This is a genomic window from Tsukamurella asaccharolytica (genome assembly GCF_007858435.1).
GTDB classification, from domain to species: domain Bacteria; phylum Actinomycetota; class Actinomycetes; order Mycobacteriales; family Mycobacteriaceae; genus Tsukamurella; species Tsukamurella asaccharolytica.
This window is the reverse complement of record NZ_VIGW01000016.1, coordinates 1-16,986: the sequence shown is the minus strand read 5'-3', so window position 1 is coordinate 16,986 and position 16,986 is coordinate 1. Positions and strand designations below refer to the sequence as shown.

General features: G+C 71.0%; 16 protein-coding genes. 5 read left to right on the top strand and 11 right to left on the bottom strand.

What is annotated here, in order from left to right; genetic code table 11:
• Positions 1 to 47: 47 nt before the first annotated feature.
• From pntB to FK529_RS18070, 4 genes are all read right to left on the bottom strand, one after another.
• On the bottom strand, positions 48 to 1,496 hold the full coding sequence (pntB, locus tag FK529_RS18085) for a Re/Si-specific NAD(P)(+) transhydrogenase subunit beta (protein ID WP_146563838.1): 1,449 nt from the start codon (positions 1,494 to 1,496) through the stop codon (positions 48 to 50).
• Between the two features lie 7 nt (positions 1,497 to 1,503).
• Complete coding sequence (locus FK529_RS18080) at positions 1,504 to 3,030, bottom strand: Re/Si-specific NAD(P)(+) transhydrogenase subunit alpha (protein WP_146563836.1); 1,527 nt, start codon at positions 3,028 to 3,030, stop codon at positions 1,504 to 1,506.
• 314 nt (positions 3,031 to 3,344) lie between these two features.
• Positions 3,345 to 3,869, bottom strand: a complete 525-nt coding sequence (locus FK529_RS18075) for a MarR family winged helix-turn-helix transcriptional regulator (protein WP_146563835.1) — start codon at positions 3,867 to 3,869, stop codon at positions 3,345 to 3,347.
• Entirely contained in the window at positions 3,869 to 4,789 is a 921-nt protein-coding gene (locus tag FK529_RS18070) for a D-isomer specific 2-hydroxyacid dehydrogenase family protein (protein ID WP_146563834.1), read from the bottom strand. Before FK529_RS18070 ends, FK529_RS18075 begins: the two co-directional genes overlap by 1 nt.
• A gap of 108 nt (positions 4,790 to 4,897) precedes the next feature.
• Here FK529_RS18070 and FK529_RS18065 point away from each other — a divergent pair, with 108 nt between their 5' ends.
• A complete protein-coding gene (locus FK529_RS18065; protein WP_146563832.1) occupies positions 4,898 to 5,515 on the top strand; it encodes a hypothetical protein in 618 nt (205 codons plus the stop codon).
• A 9-nt stretch (positions 5,516 to 5,524) separates the two neighbouring features.
• Here the strand turns inward: FK529_RS18065 and FK529_RS18060 are convergent, their stop codons facing one another.
• The 4 genes from FK529_RS18060 to FK529_RS18045 form a co-directional block, all read right to left on the bottom strand.
• Entirely contained in the window at positions 5,525 to 5,782 is a 258-nt protein-coding gene (locus tag FK529_RS18060) for an HPr family phosphocarrier protein (protein ID WP_068523395.1), read from the bottom strand.
• Positions 5,783 to 5,849: 67 nt separating this feature from the next.
• Entirely contained in the window at positions 5,850 to 7,895 is a 2,046-nt protein-coding gene (locus tag FK529_RS18055) for a PTS fructose transporter subunit IIABC (RefSeq protein ID WP_146563829.1), read from the bottom strand.
• 38 nt (positions 7,896 to 7,933) lie between these two features.
• Positions 7,934 to 8,887: a 1-phosphofructokinase family hexose kinase gene (locus FK529_RS18050; protein ID WP_146563827.1), complete on the bottom strand. Its 954-nt coding sequence runs from the start codon at positions 8,885 to 8,887 to the stop codon at positions 7,934 to 7,936.
• Positions 8,884 to 9,657: a DeoR/GlpR family DNA-binding transcription regulator gene (locus FK529_RS18045; RefSeq protein WP_146563825.1), complete on the bottom strand. Its 774-nt coding sequence runs from the start codon at positions 9,655 to 9,657 to the stop codon at positions 8,884 to 8,886. The genes FK529_RS18050 and FK529_RS18045 overlap by 4 nt, the downstream gene beginning before the upstream one ends.
• 102 nt (positions 9,658 to 9,759) lie before the next feature.
• Between FK529_RS18045 and FK529_RS18040 the strand changes: the two genes are divergently transcribed.
• The 3 genes from FK529_RS18040 (at position 9,760) to FK529_RS18030 (ending at position 12,539) form a co-directional block, all read left to right on the top strand.
• Positions 9,760 to 11,442, top strand: coding sequence for a phosphoenolpyruvate--protein phosphotransferase (locus FK529_RS18040; RefSeq protein WP_146563823.1), 1,683 nt, complete (start codon positions 9,760 to 9,762; stop codon positions 11,440 to 11,442).
• 76 nt (positions 11,443 to 11,518) lie between these two features.
• Positions 11,519 to 11,887, top strand: coding sequence for a VOC family protein (locus FK529_RS18035; RefSeq protein WP_146563821.1), 369 nt, complete (start codon positions 11,519 to 11,521; stop codon positions 11,885 to 11,887).
• A 115-nt stretch (positions 11,888 to 12,002) separates the two neighbouring features.
• Positions 12,003 to 12,539: a YceI family protein gene (locus FK529_RS18030; protein ID WP_146563819.1), complete on the top strand. Its 537-nt coding sequence runs from the start codon at positions 12,003 to 12,005 to the stop codon at positions 12,537 to 12,539.
• A 59-nt stretch (positions 12,540 to 12,598) separates the two neighbouring features.
• Here FK529_RS18030 and FK529_RS18025 read toward each other — a convergent pair whose 3' ends face one another.
• The 3 genes from FK529_RS18025 to FK529_RS18015 all read right to left on the bottom strand — a co-directional run bounded on the left by FK529_RS18025 (position 12,599) and on the right by FK529_RS18015 (position 15,896).
• Positions 12,599 to 13,540: an HpcH/HpaI aldolase/citrate lyase family protein gene (locus FK529_RS18025; RefSeq protein WP_146563817.1), complete on the bottom strand. Its 942-nt coding sequence runs from the start codon at positions 13,538 to 13,540 to the stop codon at positions 12,599 to 12,601.
• Positions 13,541 to 13,655: 115 nt separating this feature from the next.
• Complete coding sequence (locus tag FK529_RS18020; protein WP_146563815.1) at positions 13,656 to 14,618, bottom strand: alpha/beta hydrolase; 963 nt, start codon at positions 14,616 to 14,618, stop codon at positions 13,656 to 13,658.
• A gap of 300 nt (positions 14,619 to 14,918) precedes the next feature.
• Positions 14,919 to 15,896, bottom strand: coding sequence for an alpha/beta hydrolase (locus tag FK529_RS18015; RefSeq protein ID WP_146563813.1), 978 nt, complete (start codon positions 15,894 to 15,896; stop codon positions 14,919 to 14,921).
• Between the two features lie 363 nt (positions 15,897 to 16,259).
• On the opposite strand from FK529_RS18015, the gene FK529_RS18010 reads away from it, so the two are divergent.
• Positions 16,260 to 16,745 carry a free L-methionine (R)-S-oxide reductase MsrC gene (locus FK529_RS18010; RefSeq protein WP_146563811.1) on the top strand — a complete coding sequence of 162 codons (486 nt, stop codon included), beginning with the start codon at positions 16,260 to 16,262 and terminating at the stop codon, positions 16,743 to 16,745.
• Positions 16,746 to 16,986: the final 241 nt, after the last annotated feature.

The window sequence follows — 16,986 nt, the reverse complement described above, 5'->3', positions numbered from 1 at the left end:
GCCCGGCACCGTCGTCTCGACAGTGCCGGGCCCGAGGATTCTTCGCGTCAGCGCATCGCGGAGAGGATGTCCTGCACCCGGTCCTTGGCGTCGCCGAAGAGCATCGCCGAGTTGTCCCGGAAGAACAGGGGGTTCTGCACGCCCGCGTAGCCGGCGGCCATCGACCGCTTGAAGACGACCACGTTCTCGGCCTCCCACACGGTGAGCACCGGCATGCCCGCGATGGGGCTGCTCGGGTCCTCGGACGCAGCCGGGTTGACGGTGTCGTTGGCTCCGATCACCAGGACCACGTCGGTATCGGCCAGGTCGTCGTTGATCTCGTCCATCTCGAGCACGATGTCGTACGGCACCTTCGCCTCGGCGAGGAGCACGTTCATGTGCCCGGGCAGGCGGCCGGCGACCGGGTGGATGCCAAACCGGACGTCGACGCCCCTCTTGCGGAGCTCGGCGGTCAGCTCGGCCACGCCGTACTGCGCCTGCGCCACTGCCATGCCGTAGCCCGGGGTGATGACCACGGACTTGGCGCCGGTGAGGAGCTCGGCGACCTGTTCGGCGTTGACCTCGCGGTGCTCGCCGTAGTCCGTGTCGTCGGCCGGGCCGGCCTCGATGCCGAAGCCGCCCGCGATGACGGAGATGAACGAGCGGTTCATCGCCTTGCACATGATGTAGCTCAGGTACGCACCCGAGGAACCGACGAGGGCACCGGTGACGATGAGCAGTTCGTTGCTCAGCAGGAAGCCCGACGCGGCCGCGGCCCAGCCGGAGTAGCTGTTGAGCATCGAGATGACGACGGGCATGTCGCCGCCGCCGATCGAGGCCACCAGGTGCCAGCCCAGGAACAGGGCGAGCGCGGTGATGGCGCCCAGCAGGATCAGCGAGGTGGTGTCGTGGTGTGTGTCGCGCGAGACGTACACCGCGGTGAGCACGACGAAGACGACGATCGAGCCGACGTTGATGAGGTTCTTGCCGGGCAGCATGAGCGGCGCCGACTTCATCTTCCCGGAGAGCTTGCGGTTGGCGACGATCGAGCCGGTCAGGGTGACGGCGCCGATGAAGATGCCGATCGCGATCTCGGCCTCGTGGATGTTCGTCAGCGCGCGGACGTCACCCGGCGGCACGCCCGTGGTGTCGAAACCTGCGATGGCGCCGTTCCAGCCGATGAGCACGGCGGCCAGGCCCACGAAGGAGTGGAGCAGGGCGATCAGCTCGGGCATGCCGGTCATCTCGACGATGCGCGCGCGCCACAGGCCGATGACGGCACCGATCAGGATGGCGCCGACCATGAGGCCGACGGGCAGCCAGGTCAGGTCGAGCTCGGGCTTGAGGACCTTGTCGATGACCAGCGCCATGGTCGCCACCAGGGCGATGCCCATGCCGACCATGCCGTAGGTCAGGCCGCTCTTGGAGGTCTCGTGTTTGGACAGCCCGGCCAGCGAGAGGATGAACAGCAGCGACGCGACGATGTACGCCGCAACGGAGATTGCAGTGACACTCATGGTTTACTCATGCCCCCTTGCTGAACATGGCGAGCATGCGACGGGTGACCGAGAAGCCACCGAAGATGTTTATCGACGCGACCAGGATCGCGATCGTCGCCAGCACCAGGATGGTCGGGGTGTTGGTGGCGATCTGCAGGAGAGCGCCCACCACGACGACGCCGGAGATGGCGTTGGTCACCGACATCAGCGGCGTGTGCAGCGCGTGGGCCACGTTGCCGATGACGTAGTAGCCGATGACGATCGCCAGCATGAGCACCATGAAGTGCTGCGGCAACGGGTTCGGGGAGAAGCTGATCAGCAGCCCGAAGAGCGCGACGCCCACCAGGGTGAGCGAGACCTTCTTGGACGCCGACATCGGCTCCTTGACGGGCTGCGCCTGCACCTCGGCGGCGGGAGCGGCCTTCGGTGCGGCCGAGACCTGCACCGGCGGCGGCGGGAACAGCAGCTCGCCCGAGCGGGTCACCGTGATCGACCGCTGGACGGGATCCTCGAAGTCGAGCACGAGCTGCCCGTCCTTCTCGGGCGTCACGAGCTTGAGCAGGTTGACGAGGTTCGTGCCGTACAACTGCGAGGCCTGCGCGGGCAGGCGGCCGGCCAGGTCGGTGTAGCCGATGATCGTGACGCCGTTGGGCGTGACGATCGCCTGATCCTTGACCGTGCCGCCGACGTTGCCGCCGTTCGACGCCGCCATGTCGACGATGACGCTGCCGGGCTTCATCGACGCGACCATCTCCTCGGTGATGATCCGCGGCGCGGGGCGCCCGGGGATCAGAGCCGTGGTGATGATGATGTCGACGTCCTTGCACTGCTCGGCGTAGAGCTGCGCTTCGCGGGCCTTGTAGTCGTCGCCCATCTCCTTGGCGTAGCCGGTGGCCGAGACCTCGGCCTCCTCGTTCTGCACGGAGAGGTACTCGCCGCCCAGCGAGGCGACCTGGTCAGCGACCTCGGGACGCGGGTCGGTCGCGCGCACGATCGCGCCCAGCGAGCCGGCGGCGCCGATGGCGGCGAGGCCGGCGACGCCGGCGCCCACCACGAGCACCTTGGCCGGCGGGACCTTGCCGGCCGCCGTGACCTGGCCGGTGAAGAACCGGCCGAAGACGTGGGCGGCCTCGACGACGGCGCGGTAGCCCGCGATGTTCGCCATCGAGGACAGCACGTCCATCGACTGCGCGCGGGAGATGCGCGGCACCGACTCCATGGCCAGCGCCGTCAGCTCGCGACCGCGCAGGTCCTCGAGCAGCTCGGGGTTCTGCGCGGGGGCCAGGAGACCGACGACGGTCGCGCCCGGCCGGATGCCATCGAGCTGTGCGGTCGACGGGGCGTTGACGCCCAGCACGATGTCGGCGGCGCGAGCGTCACCGATCGACGCGCCTGCCTCCACGTAGGCCTCGTCCGCGAACGAGGACGCCGCACCGGCGCCCGGGTCCACGACCACCTCGTAGCCGAGCTTGATCAGCTGGGCCACCGTGGCGGGGGTTGCGGCGACCCGAGTCTCGCCCGGCTGTGCCTCTTTCAAAGCTCCGATGATCATGCGCAGCACTCCCACTGCCGCCCCGCGGGCGGGGTCATGGTCGGTCCACCGACATTCATTGATTCGTTCCTGTCGTCCCTACCGGGCCGCGCGGCTGCGCGCCCGGAAGTTCCGGCACCGGGGAGACTCCATGCGTGTACGACCCCGCCGCGGTGTGAACGGAGGCGAATTTACGCGGAAGGCCCGGGGTCGCCGGGCATCGCGAGGGCACGCTGGTCGCCTGATGCACAGAACAGTGGGCTGACCATAGCACGGCATAACTTACCGCTCGGTAGCCTCACCAGCCGCATCACTTCCCGGGCCTCCGCCCGTGATCAGAGCCCTGCCGGGCGCTCCTCGCCGGGCAGATCGACGCTCATGTACCGGTCGATCAGGGTCGCGAAGGTGCGCCGTTCCTCCGGCGACCAGTCGGCCGTCCGGGCCTGGATCCGGCGGCGCCATTCGCGGTCCGTCTCGGCCAGCACCCGCTCGGCCTTCTCGGTCAGCCGCAGCTGCCGGGACCGGGGGTTGCCGGGGTCCGCGGCGCGGGTGATGAGCCCTCGCCGCTCGAGCCCCGCGAGCTGGCGGCTGGCGGTCGACTTGTCGATCGACACCGCCTCCGCGAGGTCGACGGCCCGGATCCCCGGCGACTCGTTGAGGACGAAGAGCAGGGTGAAGTCGACGTAGGAGACCTCCGCGCCGACGAAACGGGCGTCACTGCGGACCCGCTTGGCGAGTCCGACGATCCCCCGGACGATCAGGTCGACCTCGTCGGGGGTGGCCGTCGCGCCCGCGCCCGGTGCATCGTCGCCGGGCGTCCCGCCGTCGGGGCCCCCGGTGGACGACGGGCCGTCGGACATCAGTAGCCCCGGTCGGCGTCGATGACGGCGAGCGGCTCCAGGTCGTTGGCGAAGCGGCGGACGTTGACCTCGACGCGCGCGAGCAGCGCGGGCCGCAGGTGCTGCGGCGGGTTCGCGACGTGCGGGGTGATGATCGCGTTGGGGATCGACCACAGGGGGTGGCCGTCGGGCAGGGGCTCGGGGTCGGTCACGTCGAGGCCGACGCCGCCGATCGTCCCCTTCTTCAGCGCGGCGACCAGCGCGTCCGTGTCGATGAGCGAGCCCCGCGCGACGTTGATGATCCACGAGTGCGGCTTGAGCTGCGCGAGGACCTTCGCGTTCACGAGGGCCCGGGTCTTCGCCGTCGACGGTGCCGCCAGGATCACGTGGTCGACGGCGGGCCAGACCTCGTCGAGGTGGTCGGCGGTCACGACGACGGCGTCGGAGACGTCGGTGCCCGAGCGGTTCACGGCGACGACCTTGACACCGAGCCCGCGGAGCGCCGGAATGAGGTCGCGGCCGATGCCGCCGGCGCCGACGACCGCCACCGTCGTGCCGCCGAGGCGGCCCGTGCGGCCCGCGGCCCCCGCGGCGTCCCACGAGGTCTCGCGGCTCCAGAGGCCGCGCACGCCGGCGAGCAGGAGGGCGATGGCCTGCTCGGCGACGGTGCCGGAGTACGCCCCGGCGGCCGAGGTGAAGACGACCTTCGGATGTTCCGCGATGACGCCGCTGTCGAGGAAGTCCTCGACGCCGGCGAAGGGCAGTTGGACCCAGCGCACGCTCGGAGGCAGCGCAGGAAGGCTCGCGCGGGCATCGGTCCAGACGAGGCCGTCGGCGCGGGCCAGCGGGCCGGGCTCGCCACCGCCGGCGGTGATCGCGGCGTCGAATTCGGGATCGGGCTTCGGCCCCACGGCGATGACGGGCGCGTCGTCGAATGACATGTCGCAAAGCCTAGTGAGCCCGCGTCGGCGTCGGGCCGAGCCGCGCCGAACTACCTGTGAAAATTGAGACTTGTGTTATCTACTGAGCCTCAAGTTAAGATTGAGACTATGTCGATGTCCTTCCAGCAGCCCGCGCAGCCGCGTCTCGCCGCGCTCCGTCGTCGCCTCGAGGCGACGACGGTGGGCCGGCGGCTCGACGAGGTGCGGCCCACCGCCACCTGGCGGATCGTCAGCTCGGTGATCTACTCCGGCCTCATCGCCGCGATCGTGATGGGCGCCGCGGTGCTGCTCCTCGGCGTCAAGCCCTCGAGTCCCGAGGTCGCGCCGGTGAGCTCCGTCGAGGTCGGGGACTGCGTCACCGTCTCGGGCGGGAACGCCACCCGCACCGGGTGCGACGGCGACGGCTTCAGCTTCGCCGTCGCCGAGAAGCCGGCCGCGAACACCGCGTGCAGCGCGCCGAGCTACGCCCGCGTCGAGTCCGCGGGCTCCGTGCTCTGCGTCGTCCCCAAGCTCACGCTGGGCAACTGCTATCAGGTCAAGCCCGACAAGGCCGCCACCACCGACATCCGCCCCGTCGACTGCCCGGCCGCGACCGGCAGCGCACCGTCGAACGTGATCCGGGTGATCGAGCGCGCCGCGGGCGCCCCGCTGACCTGCCGCGGCTCGTCGGCACTGAACTACACCGCGCCACAGCGCGTGAGCTACTGCATCGCGCCCGTCACCTAGGCCCGTGGCTCAGGCGTCGAGGTCCTGTGCGACGAGGGCCGCGATCGCGTCGACGGTCCCCTGATCGGCGGATTCGACGGTGACCTCCACGCCCTGCTCCGCGCCGAGGGTCATGATCATGAGCGCGGACCCGGCGTCCACCGGCTCGCCGCCGGCGACGGACAGGGTGACCTCGTGGCCCGACTCGTTGACGGCGTTCGCGATCACGGCGGCGGGGCGGGCGTGCAGGCCGACGGCCGATCCGACGGCGACGGTGGTGCTGGGCATGGCTCTCCTCGTGGGGGGTGTTCGTCTGCGCGCCGCCGGTCGGCCGCGCGAGTGGTCAGGACCAGTATTACGCGGCGACGGCCGCGGGCTGAGCGGATTCGGCCGCGAAGGCGCTCCGGCGGCCGACGGACTTGGCCGCGACGACCGTCACGGCGCTCACCACGACGCCGACGGCGAGTGCGATGAGGAACTTCCACCACGTGCCGTTCATGGCGAACAGTACGAAGACGCCGCCGTGCGGGGCGCGCAGCTGGGCGCCGAGCGCCATGGACAGGCCGCCGGTCACGGCTCCGCCGAGCATCATCGACGGGATCACCCGCAGCGGGTCGGCCGCGGCGAACGGGATGGCGCCCTCGGAGATGAACGAGGCGCCGAGGAACCAGGCGGCCTTGCCGTTCTCCCGCTCGGGCTCGGTGAACAGGCCCGGGCGCAGGACGGTGGACGCGAGGGCGAGCGCCAGCGGCGGCACCATGCCCGCGGCCATGACGGCGGCCATCATCTCCCACTGCGGCACGCCGGCGCCGGCGGCGCCGATCCCCGCGACCGCGAAGGCGTACGCCGCCTTGTTGACCGGGCCGCCGAGGTCGAAGCACATCATGAGGCCGAGCACCACCCCGAGCGCGATCTTGGAGCTGCCGCTCATTCCGTTGAGCGCGTCCGTCATCGCCTCGTTCACCCAGCGCAGCGGGCCGGCCAGGACCATGTACATCAGGCCGCCCGTGATCAGCGTGGCGAACAGCGGGATGATCACGACCGGCATCAGGCCGCGAGCCCACTGCGGCAGCTGCAGCTTGCCGATCCACAGCGCGACCACGCCCGCGAGCAAGCCGCCGACGACGCCGCCGATGAAGCCGGCGCCCACCGTGCCCGCGAGCACGCCGGCGACGAATCCGGGTGCGAGGCCGGGGCGGTCGGCGATGGCGTAGGCGATGTAGCCCGCGAGCACCGCGACCATGAGGCTCATCGCCGCCTGGCCCGTCGCGAACGCGACCCCGCCGAGGTAGGCGCGCAGGCCACCGTCAGGCAGATTCGTGAGGGAGTTGTGCAGTGCGTAGTACGCGCCGTTCGACATGCCGTCGTCCCCGTGATCGAGGCCGATCTCGTAGCCGCCGGAGATCAGGAAGCCGAGGGCGATGAGCAGGCCGCCCGCGGCGACGAACGGGATCATGTAGCTGACGCCGGTGAGCAGGGCGCGCTTAAGCTGCCCACCCAGCCCCGCCTGCGCGGGCGCGGATTCGGCGGTCCCGGAGGCGGTCCCGTCGACGGTCGCGGCGTGCGGGTCCGAGGCCGCGGCGACGGCCTCCGCGATCATGGCGTCCGGCTCGTTGATGCCGCGCTTGACGCCCGAGGTGATCACGGGCTTACCGGCGAAGCGCTCGCGGCCCTTGACGCCCACGTCGGTGGCGAAGACGACGGCGCCCGCGTCGGCGATGGTCTGCGCCGACAGCGGCGTGGAGCCGGAGGAGCCCTGGGTCTCGACGGTCAGCTCGACGCCCGCGCGCTCGGCGGCCAGCTTCAGGGCGTCGGCGGCCATGTAGGTGTGCGCGATCCCCGTGGGACAGGCGGTGATCGCCACCAGCGAGGGCTTGCCCGACGGTGCCGCCTCTGCGGCGGCGGGGGCGGGCGCGGCGGCTGTGGCGGGCTTGGGCTCCGCGGGCTTCGGGGTGATGACGTCCTCGACGAGGGCGACCACCTCCTCGGGTGTGGCGGCGGCGCGGAGCGCGGCGGTGAACTCGGGCCGCACCAGGGCGCGGGCGAGCGCGCTCAGCAGCTTCATGTGCTGCGATCCGCCGGATTCCGGTGCGGCGATGAGGAAGACGAGGTCGGCGCCGCCGTCGGGGGCGCCGAAGTCGACCTTCGGGTCGAGCCGGGCGAAGCCGAGGCTCGCGGAGGTGACGGCCGCGGCGCGGCAATGCGGTATGGCGATGCCGCCCGGGAGGCCGGTGGCGGACTGGGCCTCCCGGGCGAGCGCCGCCTCGACGAGCCCGTCCACGGAGGTGGAACGGCCGGCGTCGGTGATGCGGCCGGCGAGGTAGGCGATCACCTCGGACTTGTCGGTGCCGGCCGAGACGTCGAGCGCGACCAGCTCGGGCGCGATGATCGATTCGGTCATGGGGTGTTCTCCGGTTCTGCTGATGGATCGTCGGGAAGCTACAGAGCGATGACTCGCACGTCGGCGACGGCGAGTTCCTCCGGTCGGGGCGCCTGGGTGCCCGGCAGTGCTGCGGCCGCGGCGCCGTAGGCGACCGCGAGGGAAAGACGCTGCGGCGCATCGGCGCCACGCGCATGCGCGATGAGATAGCCGGCGAGGGAGCTGTCGCCGGCGCCGACGGTGCTGCGGACCGTGACCGGCGGCGGGGTCGCCGCCCACGCGCCCTCGGCGGTGACCAGGAGCGCGCCCGCGGCGCCGAGCGTGGCGAGGACGGCGCCCCCGGTGACGCGCTGCAACTCCTCCGCCGCGGCGCGGACGGGACCGAGATCGCCTGCCGCCGCTCGGCTCTCGAACTCGGCGCCGGCCTCGGAGCCGCGGCCCACGAGCTCGGCGAGCTCCTCGGCGTTGGGCTTGAGGAGCGCGACGCCGCGCACCGCCGAGGCGGCGAGAGCGGGTCCCGAGGTGTCGACCGCGATACGCGGGCCGCCGGCGCCGAGGCGATCGGCGAGACGGGCGTACCAGCCGTCCGGGAGGCCGGGCGGAAGCGAGCCGCACAGGGCGAGCCAGGCGGCACCGTCGGCGGCGGAGAGGATCGCGTCCTCCAGGGCCCGCACCGCCTCCGGCGCCAGCGGCGCCCCGGGTGCGTTGAGCTTGGTGGTGGTGCCGTCGGGCTCGGTGACGGTGATGTTGCTGCGGACCTCGTGGCCGACGGGCACGGGGATCGCGGGTACGCCGAGCCGGGAGAGGCCGGCGAGCAACGGGTCGCCCTGATCGGCCGGGAGCACGGCGACGGTGCCCTCCCCCGCCGCGTGCACCACGCGGGAGACGTTGACGCCCTTACCTCCGGGGTCGGCGGCGGCGCCCTCGGCGCGGTGCACGGCGCCGCGCCGCAGCGGCCCGCCGAGGGCGACGAGCCGGTCCAGGCTGGGGTTGGCGGTGACGGTCACGATCATCGGCCGGCGACCTCGACGTCCACGCCGTGGTCGGCGAGCGCGGCCGCGAGCGCGCCGGTGGGGGCGGCGTCGGTCACGAGCACGTCGATGTCGTCCAGCGCGGCGAAGGCGACGAGGCTCTCCTGCGCGAACTTGGACGAGTCGGCCACCAGGACGACGAAGTCGGCGGCGCGGACCATCGCGGTCTTCACCGCGGCCTCGTCGGCATCCGGCGTGGAGAGGCCGCGCTCCGCGCTGAGTCCGTTGGCACCGAGGATCGCGACGTCGGTCCGCAGCCCCGCGATCTCGGCGACGGTGCCCGCGCCGACCGCCGCCTGGGTCAGCCCCCGAACACGCCCGCCGAGCAGCCGCAGTTCGACCGTTTCGCGCAGGGACAGCGCGGCCGCGACGGGCACGGAGTTGGTGATCGCGGTGATGTGCAGGTTCGCCGGGACCTCGCGAGCCGCGGCGATGGTGGAGGTGCCCGCGTCGAAGAGGACGGAGCCTCCCGCGGGCGGCAGGAAGCGGCGGGCGGCGGAGCCGATCGCGCGCTTGGCGTCGGCGTTGGTGCCCTCGCGCTCCCCCAGCGCCGACTCGGCGCCGGCGAGGACGCCCGCGGCAACGACGCCGCCGTGCACGCGCCGGACGCCGCCGAGGCGCTCGAGGGCATCCAGGTCACGGCGCACCGTCTCCGGCGTCACGTCGAACCGCTCGGCCAGCTCCATGACCGACGCCCGGCCGCGGCCGCCGACCAGTTCACTGATCGCGCGCTGTCGTTCCTCCGCGTACATGACCCCTCCGAGTTCGTGGGTTTCTGTGGTTATGGATTTGCTTTATCTGGTTTTACGCCTGTTTGTGTTGACAAGTCAAGAGGATTTCGTAATCTGGGTCACATGACTTCGCAGCAGTCGACCGCGCCCGGCCCCGCCACCCTCACCGGCACCCCCGTCGTGCCCGGGGTCGCCTACGCGCCCGTCATGTGGCCCGGCGCGCGCCCCGAGGTCCCGCCGCCCGTCGACGTGCCGGAGGACGCCCGGGACGCCGAGGCCGCCCGGTTCTCCACCGCGGCGCAGGCCGTCGCCGACCGGCTGCGAACCCGCGCCGCGCAGGCCCAGGGCGCGGCTGCGGAGGTTCTGGGCGCGAACGCCGGCCTCGCCGCGGACAAGGCCTGGATCGGCACGACGGAGAAGCTGATCCGGGCCGGCACCCCCGCCGCGAACGCCGTCGCCGCCGCGACCGAGCAGTTCGCGGACATGTTCACCAAGCTCGGCGGCCTCATGGCCGAGCGCGTCACCGACCTGCGCGATGTGCGCGATCGCGTCGTCGCCGAGCTGCTCGGAGGTCCCGAGCCCGGCGTCCCGGTTCCGGCGGCACCGTCGATCCTGCTCGCCGACGACCTCGCTCCCGCCGACACCGCGGGCCTCGACCCCGCGCTCATCGTCGGCATCGGTACCCGGCTCGGCGGCCCCACCAGCCACACCGCGATCATCGCCCGGCAGCTCGGCATCCCCTGCATCGTCGGCCTGACCGGAGCCGGCACCGTCGACGCCGGCACGCCCGTCCTGCTCGACGGCGGCACGGGCACCGTCACCGTCGCACCGGACGAAGGCGAGGCCCGCCGCCTGGTCGCGGAATCGGCACGGCGGGCGGCCGAGGTCGCGCGGTGGCGCGGGCCCGGGCACACCTCCGACGGTGCCGCCATCGCGATCCTCGCGAACGTGCAGGACGGGGCCACCGCGCGCGGCGCCGCCGAGCGGCAGGTGGAGGGCGTGGGCCTGTTCCGGACCGAACTCGCATTCCTCGACCGTGCCGACGAACCTTCCGTGGAGGAGCAGGCCGCGCTGTACCGCGAGGTGATCGACGCCTTCCCCGGGCAGAAGGTCGTGATCCGCACCCTGGACGCGGGCTCGGACAAGCCGCTGAAATTCGTCGATCACGGCGAGGAGGAGAACCCCGCGCTGGGGGTGCGCGGCATTCGCATCGCGGAGGGCGACCCCGGACTGCTGGACCGGCAGCTCGACGCGATCGCCACCGCGGCCGAGGGCGCCGCCGCGCAGCCGTGGGTGATGGCGCCGATGATCGCCACCGCCGCGGAGGCCCGCGACTTCGCCGCGAAGTGCCGGGCGCGCGGGCTGACCGCGGGTGTCATGGTGGAGGTCCCCGCCGTCGCGCTGTGCGCCGACGCCGTGCTGGCCGAGGTGGACTTCGCCTCCCTGGGCACCAACGACCTCACGCAGTACGCGATGGCCGCCGACCGGATGAGCACCGAGCTCGCCGCGCTCACCGATCCGTGGCAGCCCGCGGTGCTGCGCCTGATCCAGCTGACGGCTCGCGCGGGCGTCGCCGCGGACAAGCCCGTGGGCGTGTGCGGCGAGGCCGCGGCCGACCCCCTGCTCGCCTGTGTGCTCGTGGGCCTCGGCGTGACCTCGCTGTCCTGTGCGGCCGGCGCCGCGGCCGCCGTGGGCGCCCAGGTCGGCTCCGTGACGCTGCAACAGTGCCGGCGGGCCGCCGAGGCCGCCGTCGCCGCACCGGACCCGCAGGCCGCGCGGGAGGCGGCGCGCGCCGCATTGTCCTGAAACCTGTCGGCCTCCGGTGCTAGACCTGAGGACATCGCGGGTGCAGAGGGTGCCCGGCATCGGGCGAGGAGCCGACATGATCGACCACTTCGGGATCAACTGTGCCGACCTGGACGCGGCGAAGCGGTTCTACGACGGGGTGCTCGCCGTGCTCGGCTCGCGCAGGCTCATGGACTTCGACGTGGCCGTCGGCTACGGCGCCGAGCAGCCCGTCTTCTGGATCTCGGGCGCCGCCGGGGGACCGTCGAACCGGGAGGCACACATCGCGTTCTCCGCGCCGGACACCGCGACGGTGGACGAGTTCCACCGGGTCGCCCTCGAGCTGGGGGCGGAGTCGCTGCACGCGCCGCGCCTGTGGCCCGAGTACCACGCCGGCTACTACGGCGCCTTCGTCCGCGACGCCGATGGCAACAACGTGGAGGCGGTCTTCCACGGGGCGGCCTAGAAGCGGCCTTCGGCGGACGAACCTCGGCGCGTTCTCGGGACCCGGAATACATCGGACCGCAGTCCGGTTATGCTCGATGAGTCGTGAGAGTCCAACCTTCGAAGGAGCATTTCCCATGAGCAACGTCCTCCCCGCCGGCACCTACGTCGTCGACCCGGTCCACTCGTCCGTCGAGTTCTCCGTGCGCCACCTGATGGTGAGCAAGGTCAAGGGCCGCTTCGACGAGTTCAGCGGCACGATCACGGTCGCCGAGGACGGCACCGCGTCGCTTTCCGCCGAGGTCGACGTGAACTCCGTGAACACCCGCAACGCGCAGCGCGACGCCCATATCCGCACCGCCGACTTCTTCGACGCCGAGAACCACCCGAAGGCCACCTTCCTCTCGACCGGCGTCGCAGAGAAGGGCTCGAACTACGTGCTCAACGGCGAGCTCACGCTGCGCGGCGTCACCAAGCCCGTGCAGTTCGACCTCGAGTTCCTCGGCACCAACCCCGGCATGGGCCAGGGCGAGGTCGCCGCGTTCGAGGCGAGCACGGTGATCACCCGCCAGGACTTCGGCATCTCGATCGACATGCCCCTCGAGACCGGCGGCAAGGTCATCGGCGACAAGATCACCCTGACGCTCGACATCGAGGCCCTGCGCCAGGCCTGATCGCGGGCGCGACGAAGCCCCCGACCGCCGGAACGCGGTACGGGGGCCTCGTCGCAGGGTCAGTAGTGGAAGGTGTCCGACGGGGCCGGCGCGTGCTCGCCGTCGAGCCCGTCGGAGACGACGATGCCGTACGCGCGGGCCAGGTCGAGGATCTTCGTGGCACGCGCGATACGGGGCAGGTCCGAGCCGTTGCGGATCTCGCCGCCGTCGCGGTCGAAGTCCGCGAAGAACTCCCGCGACCAGCGAATGTCCTCGGGTGAGGGACTCAGCCCCTCGTTCACCGGGTGACACTGGTCGGGCGTGAGGCAGATCTTGCCGGTCATGCCGAACTCGGCGGAGACCGCAGTGGCCTCCGTCAGCAGCAGCCCCTTGGATCCGACGGTCGGCCCGTCGATCGCGCCCGGCAGATGCGCTGCCTTGGCCGCGATGGTGAACCGCGAGCGCGCGTAGGCCAGCGTCGTCGGGTCGCCGCCGAAGCCGGTGTCGCGCCGGAAGTCGCCGATGCCGAAGGCCAGGCGGAAGGTGCCCTTGGCCGAGGCGATCTCGCCGATCCGCTCCAGCCCGCGCGCGGTCTCGACCAGCGCGACGATGAGTGTGTCCGGCAGCCGTTTGGCCGTCTCGGTCACGTGGTCCATCGACTCGACCATCGCGAGCATGATGCCGCCGAGGTTCTTCGCCTCGCGCAGCGCCTCCAGGTCGTCGGCCCACCACTGCGTGCCGAAGCCGTTGACGCGGACCCACCCGTCGTTCGGGCGACCGTCGACCTCGCGACTGAGCCAGTCGACCACGTTGGTGCGCGCCGCCACCTTGTCCTTGGGCGCGACGGCGTCCTCGATGTCCAGCACCACGATGTCCGCGCGGGAGCGGGCGGCGGCGTCGAAGCGCTCCGGCTGCGCGGCGTTGACGAGCAGCCAGCTGCGCGCGAGCACGGGGTCGATACGGAAGCCGAGGGGCTCGTCGGAATCGGCGTTCGTGGGGGGGAGCGGGGCCGGCGGGGTCATCAGGGCTGCAACCTCGACTCTCTCGTGTGGGTTCGCTGAAAAGCGTACCGATACACCGGAAGGCCCCGGGCAGGTGCCCGGGGCCTTCCGTGCGAGACGTCAGCTCAACGCGAGGTCAGTTGAACCAACCCGTGCGCTGCATCTGCCAGACCTGATCGCTCCAGTAGCCCCACGTGTGGGTGCCCACCGCCGAGAAGTCGTAGTGAGCGCTCACGCCCGCCTTGTCGGCCGCGGCCTTGAAGGCCTCCGACTGCGACTTGGCGAGGATCTCGAGCGGCACACCCTGAACGATGTCGGCGGGCGACGGGTTCGGGGTGTACTTGCCGGGCTCGCCGGTCGACGCGGTGATCCACAGCTTGGTGCCCGACAGGCGCGCGGCCTGCACGGTCGGGTCGTTCTTCGCCCAGTTGGCGTCGAACGGGCCGCCCCACATGTCGAGGACGTTGTAGCCGCCCGCGTCCAGCATGGCGACGCCCACGGCGACCGGCATGCCGGGCGCCGAGGTGTTCAGGAAGCCCGACAGCGAAGCCGCGCGCTTGTAGACGCCCGGGTTGTTCGCGGCGTTGATGAGGGCGGCGCCGCCACCCATCGAGATGCCGACGATCGAGAGGTTGCTCGAGAAGCCACGCGACTTGATGTAGGACGGCAGGCTGGTGGCGAGGAAGTTGCCCCAGGTGGCCTTGTAGGTTCCGTTGCCGTGCCGGGAGGTGTTCGCCCAGTTCGTGTAGAAGCTGGCCGTGCCACCGACGGGCATGACGACGTTGATGCCCTTCTCGGACAGGAAGGCGACGTTGGAGTCGCGCTCCCAGCCCGAGACGTCCTGCGTGGCGCGCAGACCGTCGAGCAGGACGACGGTCGGGGCCTTCGCCGGGTCGGTCGTGGTCGAGGCCCACGAACGCACCGTGACGGCCGGCATGCCGGCTCCGTCGACCTTCTCGGACTTGAAGCCCTTGGGCGGATTCTGTGCCGACCCCGGACCCCAGGCACCGGCGACGCCGGCACCCAGACCGGCGAGGGCGGGCACCATGGCGGCGGTGAGAACCGCCGCACCCGCTCGCTTACCCCAGGCTGCTCGCATTGCTGACCTCTCCTTTTTCACGCGGAGTCTCCGCGCAGTTGCTGGTGGACCGGACAGATGGTCACACTCGACCAGCCATGTCACAGCCGTCACTCTAACATCATTCATCACACATGTCACATGATTCACATCAATAACATGAGCGACACTCTCCCTGGATCTCATCGCAATCACAGGGTAAGTCGTTACAGACCCTCCCTGTTTCCTCAGGAAAGTCGTCCGCCTCACAATACGACAAGCGACCCCGTTCGTCCGAACGAGGCCGCCTGTCGTGTGATCTGTTCGTGGAATCGCGAAGGATTACTTCGAGAACCAGCCGGTGCGCTGCATCTGCCACACCTGGTCCTGCCAGTAGCCCCACGTGTGGGTGCCGGCCGGCGGGAAGTCGTAATGCACCTTGTTCAGGCCGGCGCGCTGCGCCGCACCCTGGAAGGCGCGCGACTGCGAGAGCGCGAGCCACTCGAGCGGCACGCCCTGGATGACGTCGGCCGGACCCGGGTTCGGGGTGTACTTGCCGAAGACGCCGTTACCGGCCGAGATCCACAGCGGGATGTTCTTCAGGCGGTTCACCTGCACCGTCGGGTCGTTCTTGGCCCAACGCGCGTCCAGCGGGCCGCCCCACATGTCGAGTCCGGCGTTGTAGCCGCCCGAATCCAGGGAGGCGATGCCGACGGCGATCGGGACACCGGGCGCCGAGATGTTGTTCAGGCCGGAGAGCGAAGCGGCGCGCTTGTAGTAGCCGTTCGACTCGACAGCGTTGATGATCGCGGCGCTACCGGACATCGACAGACCGACCAGCGAAACATTGTCGCTGAAACCGAGGCTGCGGATGTACTGCGGAAGGCTGTTCTTCAGGAACGAAGCCCAGGTGTACCGGTAGGCCTGGCGGTTCGTCGAGGACGGGCTCTGCCAGTCGGTGTACCAGCTCGAGGTGCCGCCCACGGGCGTCACGACGTTGACGCCCTGCTGCGACAGGAAGGCCACGTTGGAGTCGCGCTCCCAGCCGGAGACGTCCCAGGTCGCGCGCAGACCGTCGAGCAGAACGACGGTGGGGGCGTTCTTGGGGTTCGTCGTGGTCGACGCCCAGCTCCGGACCTTGACGTTCGGCATGCCCGCGCCGTTGACGAAGGCCTGCTTGAAGCCCTTCGGCGGGTTCTGGGCGCTGCCGGGGCCCCAGGCGTTCGCGGCGCCCGTGCCGGCGATCGTCAGGGCCGGAATGGCAGCCACGGTGACCGCGGCGGCGGTGGCCTTCTTGGCCCAGCCGTTGCGCATACGCATACGAGACTCTCTTCCTCAGTGTTTCCGCCCGGTGGGCGCGTGCAAACCGCTGCGCGGCGCCGGCGTGCCGACCCCGTCGCCGCCACGGGAGGACCCGTGACAGAGCAACGCGAGCGATTCAGTACTCGGCACGAACTGTAGGCCAGATCTCAGTTCCTGACAAACTCTTAGTCGGAGCGGCATGTCAGTTCAGCGACAGCCACCGGTGAAGATCGATGCACTCAGGCAGGTCAGCGCTGTACACGAGGTGTTTTTTCGATCCCGATCATCCCGGTTCCGATTCGATAACGCTCTCAGCCTCCACCCAGAATCACGCCCCGCGGGAGGGTGTCGGCGCACCGTCGGACCCCGTACCGTCGAGTCGTGTCGTTCACCCTGCCGGACCTCTCCGACTCCCCCGCCGAGCGCTACGCCGAGCTCGCCACCTACGCCCGCGCCCTCCTCGACGGCGAACCCGACCGCATCGCCAACGCCGCCAATCTCTCGGCGCTCGTCAAGGCGACGGTGCCCGACCTCAACTGGGTGGGCTTCTACTTCTACGACGGTGCCGAGCTCGTCGTCGGGCCGTTCCAGGGCCTCCCGGCCTGCATCCGCATCCCGCTCGACCGGGGCGTCTGCGGGGCCGCCGCGCGCACGCGCACCACGCAGCGGATCGACGACGTACACGCCGTCGCCGATCACATCGCCTGCGATGGCGCTACGAACTCCGAGCTCGTGGTGCCGCTCGTCCGCGACGGCGAACTGATCGGCGTCTTCGACCTCGACAGCGAACGCACCGCGCGGTTCACCGACGACGACCAGCGCGGCCTCGAAGGGATCGCCGCCGTCTTCGTCGACTCGCTGGCGTAGCTCACCGACCCGACCCGCCCGCACCGTCTGGCCTCCCTAGCGGGGCGCGCACCGCCTCCGCGCGCCGTGCATTCCCCAGGTCCATGGACATGGGGAAGTGGCCGCCCCGCTAGGTGTGATGTCCAGGGACGTTGTCCTGATGCTGATCGGTGAGTTCACCTGACAGGTGAAGGCCTCCGGTTGTGAAGTGGAGCTGTCGAGGAACCACACCACAGCCAGGAGGCCTTCATGTCCCACGCTA

Bases quoted from the DNA above. Each gene is read 5' to 3' on its own strand.
- pntB (WP_146563838.1), bottom strand. From the start codon at position 1,496: ATGAGTGTCACTGCAATCTCCGTTGCGGCGTACATCGTCGCGTCGCTG.
- FK529_RS18080 (WP_146563836.1), bottom strand. From the start codon at position 3,030: ATGATCATCGGAGCTTTGAAAGAGGCACAGCCGGGCGAGACTCGGGTC.
- FK529_RS18075 (WP_146563835.1), bottom strand. From the start codon at position 3,869: ATGTCCGACGGCCCGTCGTCCACCGGGGGCCCCGACGGCGGGACGCCC.
- FK529_RS18070 (WP_146563834.1), bottom strand. From the start codon at position 4,789: ATGTCATTCGACGACGCGCCCGTCATCGCCGTGGGGCCGAAGCCCGAT.
- FK529_RS18065 (WP_146563832.1), top strand. From the start codon at position 4,898: ATGTCGATGTCCTTCCAGCAGCCCGCGCAGCCGCGTCTCGCCGCGCTC.
- FK529_RS18060 (WP_068523395.1), bottom strand. From the start codon at position 5,782: ATGCCCAGCACCACCGTCGCCGTCGGATCGGCCGTCGGCCTGCACGCC.
- FK529_RS18055 (WP_146563829.1), bottom strand. From the start codon at position 7,895: ATGACCGAATCGATCATCGCGCCCGAGCTGGTCGCGCTCGACGTCTCG.
- FK529_RS18050 (WP_146563827.1), bottom strand. From the start codon at position 8,887: ATGATCGTGACCGTCACCGCCAACCCCAGCCTGGACCGGCTCGTCGCC.
- FK529_RS18045 (WP_146563825.1), bottom strand. From the start codon at position 9,657: ATGTACGCGGAGGAACGACAGCGCGCGATCAGTGAACTGGTCGGCGGC.
- FK529_RS18040 (WP_146563823.1), top strand. From the start codon at position 9,760: ATGACTTCGCAGCAGTCGACCGCGCCCGGCCCCGCCACCCTCACCGGC.
- FK529_RS18035 (WP_146563821.1), top strand. From the start codon at position 11,519: ATGATCGACCACTTCGGGATCAACTGTGCCGACCTGGACGCGGCGAAG.
- FK529_RS18030 (WP_146563819.1), top strand. From the start codon at position 12,003: ATGAGCAACGTCCTCCCCGCCGGCACCTACGTCGTCGACCCGGTCCAC.
- FK529_RS18025 (WP_146563817.1), bottom strand. From the start codon at position 13,540: ATGACCCCGCCGGCCCCGCTCCCCCCCACGAACGCCGATTCCGACGAG.
- FK529_RS18020 (WP_146563815.1), bottom strand. From the start codon at position 14,618: ATGCGAGCAGCCTGGGGTAAGCGAGCGGGTGCGGCGGTTCTCACCGCC.
- FK529_RS18015 (WP_146563813.1), bottom strand. From the start codon at position 15,896: ATGCGTATGCGCAACGGCTGGGCCAAGAAGGCCACCGCCGCCGCGGTC.